The organism is Brucella sp. (assembly GCF_032066345.1).
Taxonomy (GTDB): domain Bacteria; phylum Pseudomonadota; class Alphaproteobacteria; order Rhizobiales; family Rhizobiaceae; genus Brucella; species Brucella pseudogrignonensis.
The window spans coordinates 234,394-249,717 of record NZ_DAMBKZ010000003.1 but is presented as its reverse complement, the minus strand read 5'-3'; the positions used below and the strand labels follow the sequence as shown (position 1 = coordinate 249,717).

The following is a 15,324-nucleotide window of genomic DNA, read 5'->3' as shown; positions in this document are numbered from 1 at the left end:
AGAACCTGGTTTTATCTGATACAGATAAATAGCTCTATTCATTTGTTTTTGATCAAAGTTAGAAGAAATTGAGCTTTCTTTCCCCACTCTGTTCAAAGCGCTTGCAGCAAAAACCATTTCGCTCAACTATATCGTCTAACTTCGACATTACTTTTAGTATTTTCAATGCGGCATCTCGCTCGAACATAAGTTCGCCCTAAATCAGGATCACTGCGCGATTTTAGATTGCTCCAACTGGACGACGCTCCTATGAGCCTAATTGATGATGATGAACCTACCGTAGTAACCAGCGGACCGAGTACGTCATTTGGCTGGCTAAGGCGATACCAACATTTTCTATTTCCTGTCGCCGGTATAGCGATCGCTCTGCTGGCAATTTATGTTCTGGAAAACCTTCTTCAGAACACGTCTCGCAAGGATACGCTTGAAGCATTTCACAGCTTTTCGTGGTCCACTATCGGCCTCGCCGTTCTCTTCACAATGCTCAGCTACGCAGCGGTGGCGCTTTACGACGTGGTCGCGGTTGATACGATTGCACCCAACCAGATTCCGCGCCGTATCGCGGCAGTCGCAGGCGCTGCGGGCTATGCGATCTCCAATGCAATAGGCTTCTCACTGCTCACCGGCGGCGCGCTTCGCTATCGCATCTATGCAGCCGAAGGCATAAGCCTTGCCGACATTGGCAAGATTGTTGGCACGTCATGGTTTGCAATCTGGTTTGCACTCATCATCATGGTCGGAGCAGCATTGCTTATCGACCCACAAGATGTGCCATGGATTTCCACCATCGACTCGCGCATCGATATTGTTGCTGGCATCGTCATTCTGGGTGGCATCACATGGCTGATTTATTGGCTTTCGCACGGTCAGCGGACGCTACGCATCGGCTCGCTTAGCCTTCGCCTGCCCAACTCAAAGGGTGCAATCACCCAGATTTTCGCAGGTCTTGTTGATGTCGGCGCAGCAGCAGCAACTCTTTACGTGCTTATGCCTCAGGATGCGGTTCCAAGTTTTGCGGTTTTCGCACTGGTCTATGTGATTGCTATCGTGCTTGGCATTGCCAGCCATGCACCGGGTGGGCTCGGCGCATTTGAAGCGACAATCATTGCCGGCCTGGGCATTGGCGGAAAACCCGACGCGATCGCAGCGCTTCTCGCCTATCGTGTGATCTATACGGTCATGCCGCTCGTTGTTGCCACGATTGGTTTGCTTATCTGGGAAGCTATGCGCCGCAGACAAATGCTTGGCCGACAAGCCAAGTTTGCCAAGCGACTTGTCGAACCTCTCATTCCCGGCCTTTCTGCCAGTATCATTTTCCTCGGCGGCATTATCCTGCTCGTTTCAGGAGCCACACCAGATCTGCATAACCGGACCAAAATTCTTTCAGGTATTGTGCCTGAGTTTTTTGTCGAAACATCGCATCTTGCTGCAAGTCTGGTTGGTGTTGCCCTGCTCATTGTGGCACGCGGCCTGTTTAAGCGGCTGGAGCGCGCCTGGATTGCAGCACTAGCACTGCTGCTTTTCGGTGCAGTTTTCTCACTCACCAAGGGTCTCGACTGGGAAGAGGCGACTATTCTCTGCGTCTTTGCCTTCGCCCTATGGGGCTTCCGCGATTCATTCTATCGCCGCCCGATCTCCGGCCCGTTTGAACTGAGCTGGAGCTGGATTGCATCCGTCGGCACCACTGTTATCGTTTCAACATGGCTGGGCTTCTTCGTTTATCGCCACGTCGAATATTCCAACGATCTCTGGTGGGATTTTGCCTGGAACGACAACGCGCCGCGATTCTTGCGGGCGACAGTTCTCGTCTTCGCGGTGGTGGCAGCTGTTGGCCTTCATTCCATCATCAACCGGCACAGCCAGCGCAAACGCAAGCGCGATTATTCCATTCCTGAAGCGGTGCCCGCGCTTGTGGCCGCTTGCCCGCATACGGATGCAGCTCTTGCCATGCTTGGTGACAAGCAATTCATGCTCGCTCCTGATGATAGCGCCTTCATCATGTATGCGCAGTCTGGCGGCAGCCTGATTGCGCTGGGTGAGCCTATCGGCAATGCACAGGCAGCCAAGGAACTTGCTTGGTCCTTCCATGGCCTTGCCGACCGAATGGCTCTACGCACAGTCTTTTACGGCGTTGGCCCACAAAGTCTGCCGCTGTTTCTTGATATGGGGCTGGTGGCACTGAAACTCGGCGAAGTCGCTCGCGTCGACTTGACTGATTTCTCGCTTGAAGGCCCTCGTCGCCAGCCGTTCCGTTATGCCGATCGCAAGGTTGATAAGGACGGACTGACCTTTGAAGTCATTGGCGTTAAAGACGTGCCTCCATTGGTGCCGCGTCTGCGTGAAATTTCGGATGCATGGCTTGATCATAAGTCCGGCAGCGAAAAAGGCTTCTCACTCGGTTACTTCGATGATGACTACATGAAGCGCTTTGATGTGGCCGTTCTGAAAAAGGATGGCGAGATCGTGGCTTTCGCCAATCTCTGGCGCGGCGCTGATAAATACGAAATCACCGTCGATCTGATGCGTTATATGCCCAATGTCCATAAGCTTTTGATGGACGCGCTTTTTGCCAAGCTGCTTATGTATAGCAAGGATCAGGGCTATAAATGGTTCAATCTGGGTGCGGCGCCACTCTCCGGCCTGAACCGCAGCAGGCTCGCTTCGCGATGGAACCGCTTCGGGTCTTTCATTTATCGTCGAGGTGCAGACCTTTATCACTTTGATGGCCTCAAAGCCTTCAAAGAGAAGTTCGACCCGATCTGGACGCCGCACTATATGGTCTGTCCCGGCGGACTTGAAACACCACGTACTCTTATCGATGCCACAACCTTGATCAACGGCAACCCTCTGGAGTTCATCCGCAAATGAAGAAGCGACGCATTCTTTTGACCGTCCTTGGGCTGGCACTGATCGGTGGCGCTGGTGCCTATGCCGCACTTCATCCGGGCAAGATTGCCCGTCAGTGGGCGCAGTTCTTCAATGCAGACGAACCTGTCATTCATGCAAGCGCCGAGCGGCTTTCAAACATTCCGGTCTATATGCCCAAAAGCGATCCAGTTGGCCTTGCCATTCTCCTGAGCGATGAGAACGGTATTGGCGACAAAGAACGTAGCTATATGGATGCGATGTTGGCACGCAACATCATCGTATTGCCCGTGGAGCTTGGCCCTTGGCGTGCGGCGCTCGACAAGGAAGATGGCGAGTGCAACTACCTCGATTCCGATTTCGAGGCGATTGCCAAGGAAGCCCTGCGCGGGCTTGATCTGGATGTCTATTTCCATCCCGTCGTTACTGGCATTGGTCAGGGTGCAACGATTGCTTACGCCGCCGCATCGGACTCGCCAGATGCAACTATCGCAGGGGCCATTTCGCTCGACCCAACGCCTGCGAAAACGCTTCTGCCTTCATGCACGGAAGCAGCAGAAGCCAATAAGGCACCGGAAGGCGGCTTTATCTATGGCTATAATGCCAACATGCCTGCCCCAACGCTGGTTATCGGGCCGACAGGCTCGCCAGTAAACAACCCGGTTGAAGCGCGTCAGAAGAAGATTGCTGTATTGCAATCCGGGCCAGATTTCCCGGCACGCATGAAGATGGCGGTCGATAACGTCGTTGCCATGGCCGATCAGGACGCAAAAAACGAGGCTCTGCCAATCGTCGACCTGCCTGCAAAGAATGGCAATGCCGATATGGTTGCTGTGTTTTATTCCGGCGACGGCGGTTGGCGTGATCTCGACAAATCAATTGGCGAGTGGCTGCAGGCCCATGGTGTTCATGTCATCGGTGTTGACTCTCTGCGCTATTTCTGGTCGGAACGGACACCGGAAGAAATTGCCCGGGATACAACTGCCATGATCCAGAAAGCCGATCCAACCGGCAAGCTGCCAGTCGCAGTTCTGGGCTATTCCTTTGGTGCCGATACGTTCCCCTTTGCGTGGAAATATCTCGATCCTGCGCTGCAGGATCGCACGAAAATGATCGGGCTCCTTGGCGTCGAAACAACCACAACATTCCAGGTTTCGATTGAAGGCTGGCTTGGTATGGATGGCGACAAAGACGTTGTTCCAGCCATCACGACAATTCCGCTTGATCGCGTTGTCTGCGTCTATGGCGAAGAGGAAGACGATACCGCCTGCACCGCGCCGGAGCTTAAAGGCGCTGACCTGATGAAGCTGTCGGGCGGGCATCACTTCGATGAAAACTATGAACCGATTGCAGCAGCACTGCTCGACAAAATGCGGGCACGCGCAGGCTTGCCGCCACGCCCTGCGAGCTAACGCTCATAAAAGGCACCGGCCAAGGCCGGTGCCTCTATAATTCAGATTTTGGCGATTGTAGCCAGTTTCCAGCGCACCAAATCTATAGCCAGAAATACCAACAGGCTTAGACCGACCATCGGCAAGGTCCATCCGATGACAGCCGCAATCAGCACAACAACGAACCTCTGCGATATGCCAAGATAGAGCCAGCTCTGGATCAGTGTCCGCGGTGTGCTGCCCGCGGGCGGACGTCGCTGCCACCAAATGCGATAACCATAGATGATTGTGCCGATCAGCGCCAAACCCAGCACAGTCATGATGACTTGATTGGCGACGCCAAACAGGACACCCATATGCAAATCAATACCCCAGCGGATCAGCTTGGCGATGATCGGGAAGGTTGCAAAATCGGCCCGGCTGATGACCTGCATATCGCGCGGATCGATTGCAATCGTGTCGACCTGCGTTGGCCATGAACGATCATATTCACAAACCAGCCAGGCCTGATCGGCATTGCGCGGCAGTCGAATTTCCAGCATCGGCGATTCAAGGCCGGATTGTCGCGACAAAAGATTTACGGCGTCCAGCTGACCAATATAGTCAATCGTTGCAGATGCAGCATCATGATCCTGATGATCTGCATGATCGTGATGTTCAGCATGGGGATCAGCCGCGACAGCAGGCTTATCAAGTGCCACCGAAACAGATGGCGTGATCCATCCGACAGCGGCACGGAAGTCATCAATCCGACCACCAGCCAGTTGCGACCAGGTCATACCCGTTGCCGAAAGAAAGACCAGTCCGACGGCGATCCAGATTCCTATCTGTCCGTGCAGGCGACGGGTGCGTAGGTGCTTGTTCTCATTCGCCTTTGCATTGCGCCGAACATCACGCTTCCACCACCAGAGCAGAACCCCGCCAAGTGCGGCGACCCACAACCAGGAAGCAGCAAGCTCGCTATAATAGCGCCCGAAATTGCCGAGCATGAGATTGCGATGCAGATAGTCAATCGACGCGCGCAACGGCAAAATACCGCTCGTTCCATAGACGACGAGATCGCCTTTGATCGCCAGCGTGATCGGATCAACGAAAATCGCTCGACTTTCCGATTCACCCAAACCCGGCTCGCTGAACATAATACGCGAGTTCCAGCCCGGACCGGTTGATGGCCGCATAGCAAAGAGCCTTGGTTCGTCACCGATAAAATCGCGCGCAGCCTTAACTTGATCCGCCAACGGCTGCACGGTCCCCAGAGAGGACGTGCGCAACTGGTCGCGATAGATCATATCTTCGAGTTGTGGCGTCAGCACGTAAAGCGTGCCCGTAATCGCTGCAATCAGAATGAACGGGCCCACAAACAGCCCGACATAAAAGTGCAGCCGTGTAATGAAAGCCTTCAAGCTTGAACTGGCAACGCGCGTTGCCTCAGCAGAACGGGACTTGGGCTTCGACAATACAGTATCTGTCATAGCTGCACCCCATATCGTGCAGCATCTGCGAATAAACGAATAGAAAACATTGGCATCTCCAGCCTATGTGAAACAGCCGGACGCCACGCGATCGCGCCTCACTTAGAATGCGCGAAAACTACGTAACGTCGGATTTGATTCATGCTTGAGCTGAAAATGCGGGCGGGCCTCTGGGAAGATGTGTTTCCGCAACATGATCCGGTGGACCAAGAACCGCAAGTCGCACGACATGGTGCGAGGGAATGAAAACGGCGTGATAGGCAAATGAAAGCGTCTGAGCCGCAAGACCTGTGCCTATGGCACACGCAGCCTGACAAAGCGTCGAGCAGCAGGACCGCGCCAGATCCTTGAGTGGCGCGTCGTCGCTCGTTCCCTGATTGTTATGGATCGAGCAGATGATTGCGGTTGGACCATTGGACCATGCAACCATCGAGGCCTGAGCATAGGATGTTACGATGCCCTGAAACAGAATGACGAGCGCAATTGAGGCCACCCAAAGGGCAGCTTCAAATTTATCGCCGATAATTCTGGCTTTAAGGCTCATAATCGCTCATCTCATCCCTTGGCGGGATTGTCACTGCGACAAATGCGAGAGCCGAGCACCAGAATCTGCTCTGAGCTATTTCCTGTTCAATTGGAGAACAGGAATGTTTGGTGAAACTCCAGACAACGGTTTACCCTTGGGATTGTCAGAGCAATCAAACTGATAAAGCTGCGGCGACTTTGCAGGCGGATACCAGGGAAAATCTTCCGATGCCGGCAGTTCTGGTTTAATGCGCCAAGCAGGCCGAGTAACAGTTTTGCTCAGAGCACCTGTTCCTTCTAACGGAACGATGTTGCAACTCACCACTCCTGCGAAAGCAGGGCTGCTAAAACCGCTCAAAATTGCAATAATTGAAATGATAAAAAGCTTTAAAGTTAAGCGCATGATCATTCTCCAAACAATCATACGCAATCTAAGTAGATTAACAGCTGGCGGTATCGCAAAGCTTCGCGACCCATTGATTGGGGTAGCAACTAATATTTCGAAGGAGGGTAAAGCTAAGCAAATAAACTGACGAACAAGTTTAAAATAAAAAAATAAAGGTAAAACAGCTAGTCTTAAAGTTTGCTAAGTCATTGAAAATGGTGAGCGCGCAGGGATTCGAACCCTGGACCTACTGATTAAAAGTCAGTATATCAAGTGTTATTTTTCAATGCTTTATAACCATGATGTGTCATTCATGTGCCAAACTATCATCACGCGAGAGTTTCCGCAATCCTGTCGAACGCGGCTTTATGATCGTCTGAGGGGAAGAGATGGCCATAGCGATTCATAGTGATTGCGTAGCTCGCATGACCGGCCAATGTCTGCACCGCTTTGGGTGTAAGGCCAGCCTCAATCCAAGTCGAAATAGCGAAGTGTCGAAGAGCGTGCCAGCCGATAGCTTCAACCTTTGCCAGCTCGATCGTCGGCTTCCAATCGCGTTTCATAAAATTGGTATGACGTACAAAGCCGCCCGTGCTGTCAGTGAAAACGAAGTCGTCAGGCGCGCTGTGCTTCGTTTCACCCTTCCAAGCTTTTAACTGCTCAAGCATCGCCTTCCCGATCGGGACAGTGCGACGACCAGCAGATGATTTCGTCGTGTCGAATTCACCGTACGCATCCACGCGCGTTTCGACCGAGACGAAGCCTTTTTTCAGATCGAGATGCACCCAACGTATCGCCCATTGCTCGGAAGCTCGCAGGCCTGACGAAGCAGCGAACCTGATTCGTAGCGCTAATTTGTCATCAGCTTTCTTAAGGATCTTAGCGAGAGCTGCCTTTGAAGGTGGCGTTACCTTATCTCCGGCCTCATCGCGCTTGCCAATAACTCGAACACCTTTGGCGACATTGACGCCCACCTTATCCGTCTCAACGCCATGTTTCAGAATACGACTCAGCGTTCCGAGAACACGCCGTGTCGTGACAACGCCGGCTGAAGCATCGCGCATTTCATTCCTAAGCTTTATCACGTCCGCCGTCGTCAGTTCCGACAGTGTTTTGGTTCCGATTCCTTTGGTGAAGCCAACAGCGCTTTCCTCTTTTGGATCAATCCAATTATCGATGTGCTGTTTTGTGGTGCGGAGATACGACTGAACAACGCTTTCACCACGTTTGTTGCGCTTCTCCATCTCCTCATAATAATCAACGCATACGTCAGCAACCGTCGTCTTTTGAGCTGCTTCTTTGTATGTCGCGGCACCTGTCGCAGTCACAAGGTCAGAAAGACGAGCTTCGGCTTCGCGTTTCTTTGCATACTGTTCTCGATGACGCTTCCCATGCCTGTCAGTGAAATCCAACTGCCAAGCTTCGTGTTTTCCGCTCGCGTTTTCCCACGAACGCTTCTTAATTTTAGCCAAAATGATCTCCTGATAATCGCGTCACATGATACCGCATGGCACACGCGGCTGCAATTTAACCAGGATTATTGACATCTCACAAAAACTAGAACATAACAAGAACATTGACGGGTGGCAATTCAACGATGGAGAGCGCCATGAATGGAGTTTCGGGAAACTACGACGCTGAGATAGATCTGGTACTAGCCTACCACAAGGGCGACGTTCGTGCGTCAATTGAAGCGCTTTTAAAAGACCGAGATTTCCTAGCGCGTGAAATTGAGCTTTCGCGCCTTGCTCTCACCCACGGCCAGCGTGGCAGTTCTTTCAAGAGGGCTGCGTGATGAAAACGTTCCAAGTTGCTCTTCCAGAAGCGTACGCACTGAAATGCGCTCGACGTGAAGTTCACCGAGATGCCGGCCGGCTTGGTGCTCGCCTACCTCACCGCATGGCACGCAAGTCGGGTATCGACTTCTGCGTATTCAGTTTTCCATCGGAAAGGCGAATGAGCGTCTTCATGGGGCGTCACGGCGGCAAGCCATTTGGTGATGGTAATTGGGAACGGACCGTCGTTCGGTAATCAGCATGCCCAGGCCTACGTCTTATGAGAAAATTGGCGAATTCACTTGCATAGCCGACCTGGAGCCGTGGGCTGTTCTCTGCGGCCTTTGCGCAAGGTGCGGCCATGTTCGAGACTTGAACATTGGTGAAATTAGCCGAAAAATCGGGCCCAATGAGTTTCTCAAAACTCAGCAATGGAAACTTAGATGCAGAGCTTGCACTGTGAAAGGGCAAAGTGAGTTCGTTGTTTTTAGAGCGCCGAGGTAAATATGTCCGGATATAAGTCTGAAAGCGGTGTCGCTGGAACAAGCATTAAAAGGTTTGAGCATTGGTGTGACGCGGACGGATGCGAAGCTTGGGGCACCTACGGATACAAAACCAAGTTTGGGCAGCTGTGGTTCTGCTACGAACACAAGCAGCAAGGTGAAGACGCGCTAGCTGGACGGAAGTGAAAGGCATGCCTGCCTCGAATTAACGAGGCAGACTTTAGACGTTTATCGTATATAAATGCCTTTGCCTCCACGAGGGATGGATGGGGAAAGCATTCTGCCTGGTCCGCCAGCGAATACCGGCCCAGATGCCTGATCCTGCTTGACGGTTTGCTTGATATCCGAGGACGGTGGAACAGCTGCGAATGCAGTCCCCGACGCCATGATTGATCCGATTGCTAAAATCGCAATGATTTTCATTATGCCCTCCTCTACTGGCCTCGCCAGCAATTCGCCTGAAACACAAATATGAACGCGCAGGCGTGTTGCGCCATCCAGATCCAGAGGACGGCAATTCCATTTAGAGCGCCATACGACATATGCCGTATTTCAACATAGCTGGACGGCGATAGATTGCGCGCTACCTCCCTTCGGCAGGAGGAGCGCATGTGCAATCTTTATAATATAACCACAACACATGAGGCCATGCGCCGTCTGTTTCCGAAGTTCGGAGATATAACGAACCGTGTTGATCCGCAGTTAGATGTCTATCCAGACTACCCAGCCCCGGTCCTGCGCAACATGGCAGATGGTGAGCACGAGCTTGCACATCTTCGGTGGGGAATGCCGACGCCGCCTATGTACGTGAAGGGCGAAGCTGACAGCGGCGTGACAAACATTCGTAACCTCACCTCCCCTCATTGGCGACGCTGGCAAGGCGTTGAAAGCCGCTGCGTTGTGCCAGCCACATCATTTTCCGAATATGGACAAGAGCCAGATCCAAAGACGAAACGTAAGCCGTTGCACTGGTTCGCTCTAAACGACGAAAAGTCGCTCTTTGCCTTTGCGGGCATCTGGACGACATGGAAGGGCGTGAGGAAGAAAAAAGAAGGGCCGGTCGAGGTCGATTTATTCGGCTTCCTGACCACCGAACCTAACGCCGTGGTTAAGCCAGTTCATCCCAAGGCAATGCCGGTCATTCTGCGCACCACTGAGGAAATAGATACCTGGTTACGTGCGCCATGGGATGAAGCGAAGGTAATGCAGAAGCCATTGCCGGATACCGACTTGATCGACCTGACACCGAGTAATGACAACAAGGAAGGGCAAGGAAGCCTGTTTTGATGGAATGATAGGAGCAAACCGATCCGAGCAATTAGTCACTCAGGCACATAAAGGTTGATATGCTACGCCTTAAGTATCAGTATGCACTTTCGCTCGTAAAAATGGACAGGAGACTTCCGCTATCCCGAGGAGGATAAGATGCCATTGTTTAGTCAATCCAGCAAAGTGTATGCCCCTGATGAACTGGAAGCGATGAGAGGTTGCTTCTCAATTGCCGCCATTATGTTGGAAGAAAGCGGCAGGGAATACGATGAAGCGCACTTAGCAGAGACTATCATCAAACTGTACGATGGTGGACTTAGAGATATGGAAAAGTGTGCGGAACTAGCTGCAAGGCTTGCAGAAAAGCATTCGAAAGAGTTTTTGAATATGGACTTAGATAACGCCAACTGGTCCAAAACAGGTTAATTAGCTAACTATTTTTTTAGTTTGGAACAAAGCTTTCTGCTGGACGTTTAGCCCGCGCCCTCCAGCTGAAAGCATGCTGATGCCTATCCATAGAGAACTAATTCACGCGGCCAAAAAGACCAAATCACTTAAAAACGTTCATCTGACTGAAGCAGGTCGAGCAATCGGCCTTGGGTTAGTAGAAATTCACGCTGCAGAGCATAATGCAGCAGACAAGTTCGATGAACTCTTAAGAAAGTTGGATGAGGTCGAGAAAAAAGAGAAATAATCCGCGTATGTGCGTGTAGACTTATGAGCTTTTTTCTCTTCCAAAACGAGATCATTTTGATAAAATTTTGCCGCGCTTCGTGACAGGAAGCTGGGTCCAGGCGAAGCGCAGCCCCGGCCACTCGATCACACCTCTCGTGCCGGGGCTTTTTGTTGTTGAGTTGGATATCTGCACCCTCGAATTCCGGCCAGTCGATATGCAATCGCGGCAAAACTGGCTATGGCATCGAACATAATCCCATTCGAACATTCATCGGCGCGTTTCCTAAGTGATATCTTAGCGATGATAACGCCAATTGACTCTCGAGCAGAATGAGAACATTATAAGAACATCCGAAGCGAAGACGAATTAGAAAGACTCATGGCAATTAAGTTTACGAACACCCCTGTCCGCCCAGTAGAGCCTAAAACAGGTAAAGCCAAAGGTTCGAAAAAAGCAGGTGGACCGTCGAACCGCGATAATTCCGATCTCGACAAAGATACCAACGGGAAGTGACCTAAATGGCTAATGCGCGTCTGATCGTGGTTGCTGCCTTTGATAAGAATGATGACGGTGAGCTCGTTCCTGCATTCGATCCCATGTCGTTTGAGACCGAAGGCCGCGCAATGAAAGCTGCGACAGGCCTCGAAGGTAAACATTCAGGGATTGTTGCCTGGAGCCGGGAAGCCGACCCAGATATTGGTGAATATGGACCTCCAGCCATTATTTTCCAATTTGGCGAGATCCCTGACATGGAATAACAAAGCGTATGAAACAGAAAACCCCGCCAAAGCGGGGTTAGTTTTATTCAGGCATCGCATCTCTGGCACGGTCCAACAGAGTTAAAATACACTTTTCAACGATAATTCTCTTTGATAAATTATCGCCGCGCCGCGTGGAGGAATACGGGTCATGCCCACGTGCGCAGCCCCGTGACGTTGGGAGACGTGCCGGGGCTTTTTATTGCAGGCAGCAATCATAAAAATATGATCAACTCGCCTAGGAACCTAAGGTTCGTCCGCATGTTTCTCTTGCGCAAACACCCCTAGGAGTAATGCAATGAAGAACGTTCTTATTGCTGCCGCTGCACTCACTATGATTTCAAGCGCTGCACTAGCGCAGGAGCCTCCTAAGCCACCTGCACCTCCATCTGCAGAAGCGCCGGGCACGCCACCACCACCTCCGCCACACAGAGGTCCGCCTCCTCCCGAAAAGTCAGCACACATTCGAGTTGAGGATAAGGGCTTCAAGGTAGATGTGAAATGCTCTGAGGATGAGTCAATGAATGACTGTGCTGAGATCGTTTACAAGTTGCTCGATCGCGTTGGCCCACCGAAAAAGTAACCTGATAATTTGACCTGCCTCGGTAGGGTTATTTTATTGCAAGGATACGAAAAACCCGCCCAGTGAATGATCTGAGCGGGTTTTTTTGGGTTTTCGCTGGCGGGAGGGATCGGTACGGATTGGATCAGCCAGCCAACTTAGTAAATGCTATCAGGGTTAACGTGTGGTTAAAACAACTTAGGTTGTAATTATAGCCGTGCGATTTTTGGCGCGCAGTTCGAGCGCCTTCAATCTCTCGGCAAAGAATATGATCTTATTCAGATCGTAAAGGCGGCTGGCTGCGTCTTTCTCGCCAAAACGATAGCAAGCCTTAAAGATGTTGCCGAGCGCAAAGGACATGCCTTTGTGCTCAATAAGGTCGTTTAGCTCGCTCGCGCCATCGGGCAGCTCATAATAGCTAGTTGAACCGCCGTCGGATTTGATTGGCGTCATACACCCTCCCTCACCTTACGCTTTGGCTCTTCGAAGCTCTCTGTCAGAGGCCCGCCAGCAAGCAATCCGCGCAACGCTGACAGCTTATCTTCCACAAGCGGTCGGAAGCGTCGCGCTGCAAAAGGCGGGTTTTCATAACCAAACTGCGGGCAAGTACCGCGATCGACACCCTTGAGACGAACGCCGATATAAGAGCCATGAATATAATGCTCAAAAGGTCCGATCCACTCGATCTCGTAAATCTCGCCTTCCTTCACCTCGAGGTATTGCTCAAAGCCAACGACTGAATCGATGCAGACCACTTTTTGCCCAACATGGAATTGGTTCATGCTGTCTCTCCTTCAATAATGGCTTCGGCAATAATGCCTCCTGCAATTCTATGTATATCCGACCACGCATCCTCATCGTCGAATACGCAGATCGCTATCGCAGCACATCGCTGCCTTTCTGCAAGGACGGCTGCTGCAATTCTCTCCTCGATGTGACGCTCAAGTTTAATTGCTGCAATATTTTCGCCCATCACGCCGCTGCCCTATTCTCAATGCTTCGGTACTCAACTGCCACATCGTGCTGCATCGCTCGATCGATGCCCATCTTCATTCCGCCGCTGATACCACGATCAGTGTAAACAACGCATTTCGTCGCCACGCTATACCAGGCAAGGCCTGCCTCTATCCCCAAGGACCGTTCATCGGGCTGCATATCGTCCAGCACTTGTGTGTGTAGCAAATGGCTAGCAATCGGTGCCTCGCCTCGCCGCAGGCTGTCTAAGAGGCACGCTCGTGCATATGCTATGTTGCCGTCCACGTCGCCGCTGTAAGGTGTTTCGATGATGATGAGGTCGGCAGGCTGCTCGACGGGCGGCCGAGTGTTTATGAAATATGTGTCTATCCAGATACCGTCGTCGCCTTTAGTGCCGAGTACGATTCCGTCAGCCCGCAGCGTAACGCGCGTGACAGGGCCTTCGTCGGGGCGCCCTTCAACAGCCGCTCGCGCGGCTTTGTCTTCAGCTTCTTCAAGCATGTTCTCTCCTCGTGTTGTGGTGAAACGCCGCTTGTTGGGCGGCGTGGTTGGTTAGTAGCCAAGGCCAGACATTATGAAGTGTTCAAATGCGGCTTCGTATTCCTCAGCCTCTTGCGTGCCGATGGCATACGGATTGTTGGCGATGAATTCAGACGGCAATCCCGAAATCGCCGCCTTTCCAAGCTGCCCCTCCGCTTCGCACCGTGCTGAATCCCAAATATCATCAGTATTCAAGCAACCCTCCTCTCGCTTGCCGCATTATCATTAGCCGCCGCATACTTCCCAGCGACCATTTCAGGCCGGAGAATATCGCGACCGACTTCACCGAACTGCTTGCTATAGGTTATTCGCTTTGCTGATCGGCCTGACAGCCACCCGCCGCCAGCTGCATAAGCGTCTGGTGCCGCGAGCGTTTCATGCTGCTCGACATACATCAGCGTGCCTTTTCTGGCATCGTCGCTGTGTCTGTGTCCTAGATGCACGTAGGCGTGAAGCGAGCGGCCAAACATTCCACGGAACATGCCAGCAATTGTGCCTTCGATATTCGTGACACCGCGCTTATGCCCGTGGTGATAGGCAAGCATCGTGCTGCCCCACTCGAAAGCGTAATAGAGCGAAGGTGAATTATCGACGGTGATGCGAGGCTCGTCTTCATACATTACGGCCAGCATTTCACGCAGCCATGCAGATGAGGCTGGGTCGTGGTTGCCCGACGCCATTACTACATGAACCCGCTCATGCTTCTGCAACAGCATATCAATTATGCGGCGGATCGTGCGGATCACAATGCGAATGACTTTCTGCAGGCGGCTATCCGCGTCCAGAACATGCTTGTGGGCAGGCGTGACACTTTCAAGTGCATCGTGATGCATCAGGTCGCCGAGCTGTGCCAGAATGGCCGTGTGAGCGTCAGGCGCTTGCGCTACAGCCGCAGAGAACCAATCAAGCAATAGCTGCTCGGCAATCCGCAGATCGTAATCGCTGCCAGTTTCCTCGCGCCAAGACATCATTCCAAAATGGTTGTCTGTGATTGTGAACTGATTAAGCAAATCCTCGCGACAGCCCTTCGGAGCAGGCATGATAGATACGCGCGGCAGGTCTTCTTTGAGCGCTTCGACCATGGCCGTGATTGCAGCCCGCTGCTGGTCGGCGTCCGCACGCTCCATGATGTGTTGCGTGACGATGCGGCCTTCGCTGTTAACGAGCGTCGTCTTGCCTTTAACGGCCAAACCGGCAGTCGCTTCATAAACAGGGCCAGCCTCTTTAGTCTGGCGCATGTAGGTGCCGTTAGGTGTCTCGGTCAGGCTTTTGATTGCATAACCGGGCAGCGTTTCCTTCGGGCCCATCAACCCGAGCTCAGCAGCGCGCTTAATACTGTCGTGGAATGCAGACTTCTTGACGCCACAAGCCGCAGCGGCCTTCGTTATCGTGCCGTGCTGCTGATAAGCAGCAACACGGCGGGTTAGTTCTTGGTTTGAAAGGCGCGTGTTCGCCCGCTGTCTGTCATTGGACATACAGTCTCCTCGTGTTGGTTGGTTTGCGGGTTGGTGGCCCGCAGTTTGTCATTGTGGTGGAAGTGAAAGAGGCGTCAAGTGTGACGGCGAGAATGATGCGAACGTAGTATTCTCGCCTTTAACCTATTGCCAACTCACAAGCTGTGGCTAACG

18 protein-coding genes are annotated in these 15,324 nt (G+C 52.2%); 8 read left to right on the top strand and 10 right to left on the bottom strand.

Annotation, left to right across the window (positions count from 1 at the left end):
• Positions 1-249: 249 nt before the first annotated feature.
• Positions 250-2,868, top strand: a complete 2,619-nt coding sequence (mprF, locus tag RT142_RS05940; RefSeq protein ID WP_313027924.1) for a bifunctional lysylphosphatidylglycerol flippase/synthetase MprF — start codon at positions 250-252, stop codon at positions 2,866-2,868.
• The gene (locus RT142_RS05935; protein ID WP_313027923.1) at positions 2,865-4,277 is read left to right on the top strand and encodes a virulence factor family protein; all 1,413 of its coding nucleotides are present in this window, start codon (positions 2,865-2,867) and stop codon (positions 4,275-4,277) included. The genes mprF and RT142_RS05935 overlap by 4 nt, the downstream gene beginning before the upstream one ends.
• Positions 4,278-4,318: 41 nt before the next feature.
• On the opposite strand, the gene RT142_RS05930 is transcribed toward RT142_RS05935, so the two are convergent.
• The 4 genes from RT142_RS05930 to RT142_RS05915 all read right to left on the bottom strand — a co-directional run bounded on the left by RT142_RS05930 (position 4,319) and on the right by RT142_RS05915 (position 8,110).
• Positions 4,319-5,728: a PepSY-associated TM helix domain-containing protein gene (locus RT142_RS05930; protein WP_313027922.1), complete on the bottom strand. Its 1,410-nt coding sequence runs from the start codon at positions 5,726-5,728 to the stop codon at positions 4,319-4,321.
• Between the two features lie 139 nt (positions 5,729-5,867).
• On the bottom strand, positions 5,868-6,272 hold the full coding sequence (locus RT142_RS05925; protein ID WP_112808790.1) for a hypothetical protein: 405 nt from the start codon (positions 6,270-6,272) through the stop codon (positions 5,868-5,870).
• Between the two features lie 75 nt (positions 6,273-6,347).
• On the bottom strand, positions 6,348-6,656 hold the full coding sequence (locus RT142_RS05920) for a hypothetical protein (RefSeq protein WP_146112690.1): 309 nt from the start codon (positions 6,654-6,656) through the stop codon (positions 6,348-6,350).
• Between the two features lie 311 nt (positions 6,657-6,967).
• Complete coding sequence (locus RT142_RS05915) at positions 6,968-8,110, bottom strand: tyrosine-type recombinase/integrase (RefSeq protein ID WP_313027920.1); 1,143 nt, start codon at positions 8,108-8,110, stop codon at positions 6,968-6,970.
• Between the two features lie 137 nt (positions 8,111-8,247).
• Between RT142_RS05915 and RT142_RS05910 the strand changes: the two genes are divergently transcribed.
• The 6 genes from RT142_RS05910 (at position 8,248) to RT142_RS05885 (ending at position 12,202) form a co-directional block, all read left to right on the top strand.
• Positions 8,248-8,433, top strand: coding sequence for a hypothetical protein (locus tag RT142_RS05910; RefSeq protein ID WP_007878841.1), 186 nt, complete (start codon positions 8,248-8,250; stop codon positions 8,431-8,433).
• Between the two features lie 1,092 nt (positions 8,434-9,525).
• Positions 9,526-10,203: an SOS response-associated peptidase gene (locus RT142_RS05905; protein ID WP_313027919.1), complete on the top strand. Its 678-nt coding sequence runs from the start codon at positions 9,526-9,528 to the stop codon at positions 10,201-10,203.
• 138 nt (positions 10,204-10,341) lie between these two features.
• On the top strand, positions 10,342-10,611 hold the full coding sequence (locus RT142_RS05900; protein ID WP_313027917.1) for a hypothetical protein: 270 nt from the start codon (positions 10,342-10,344) through the stop codon (positions 10,609-10,611).
• 73 nt (positions 10,612-10,684) lie between these two features.
• Positions 10,685-10,879 (top strand): hypothetical protein, encoded by a 195-nt coding sequence (locus tag RT142_RS05895; protein WP_313027916.1) that lies wholly within the window; start codon positions 10,685-10,687, stop codon positions 10,877-10,879.
• Positions 10,880-11,379: 500 nt separating this feature from the next.
• Positions 11,380-11,619, top strand: coding sequence for a hypothetical protein (locus RT142_RS05890; RefSeq protein ID WP_313027914.1), 240 nt, complete (start codon positions 11,380-11,382; stop codon positions 11,617-11,619).
• Positions 11,620-11,917: 298 nt separating this feature from the next.
• A complete protein-coding gene (locus RT142_RS05885; protein ID WP_113159104.1) occupies positions 11,918-12,202 on the top strand; it encodes a hypothetical protein in 285 nt (94 codons plus the stop codon).
• 177 nt (positions 12,203-12,379) lie between these two features.
• Here RT142_RS05885 and RT142_RS05880 read toward each other — a convergent pair whose 3' ends face one another.
• The 6 genes from RT142_RS05880 to RT142_RS05855 are packed head-to-tail and all read right to left on the bottom strand — an operon-like array spanning position 12,380 to position 15,171.
• Complete coding sequence (locus RT142_RS05880; RefSeq protein ID WP_313027913.1) at positions 12,380-12,634, bottom strand: hypothetical protein; 255 nt, start codon at positions 12,632-12,634, stop codon at positions 12,380-12,382.
• Positions 12,631-12,963, bottom strand: a complete 333-nt coding sequence (locus RT142_RS05875) for a hypothetical protein (RefSeq protein ID WP_007878808.1) — start codon at positions 12,961-12,963, stop codon at positions 12,631-12,633. Before RT142_RS05875 ends, RT142_RS05880 begins: the two co-directional genes overlap by 4 nt.
• Positions 12,960-13,157 (bottom strand): hypothetical protein, encoded by a 198-nt coding sequence (locus RT142_RS05870; protein ID WP_409450183.1) that lies wholly within the window; start codon positions 13,155-13,157, stop codon positions 12,960-12,962. The genes RT142_RS05875 and RT142_RS05870 overlap by 4 nt, the downstream gene beginning before the upstream one ends.
• Entirely contained in the window at positions 13,154-13,657 is a 504-nt protein-coding gene (locus tag RT142_RS05865) for a hypothetical protein (RefSeq protein WP_313027911.1), read from the bottom strand. Before RT142_RS05865 ends, RT142_RS05870 begins: the two co-directional genes overlap by 4 nt.
• A gap of 51 nt (positions 13,658-13,708) precedes the next feature.
• Positions 13,709-13,891, bottom strand: a complete 183-nt coding sequence (locus RT142_RS05860; RefSeq protein ID WP_313027910.1) for a hypothetical protein — start codon at positions 13,889-13,891, stop codon at positions 13,709-13,711.
• Positions 13,888-15,171: an oxidoreductase gene (locus tag RT142_RS05855; protein WP_313027909.1), complete on the bottom strand. Its 1,284-nt coding sequence runs from the start codon at positions 15,169-15,171 to the stop codon at positions 13,888-13,890. The genes RT142_RS05860 and RT142_RS05855 overlap by 4 nt, the downstream gene beginning before the upstream one ends.
• Positions 15,172-15,324 lie beyond the last annotated feature (153 nt).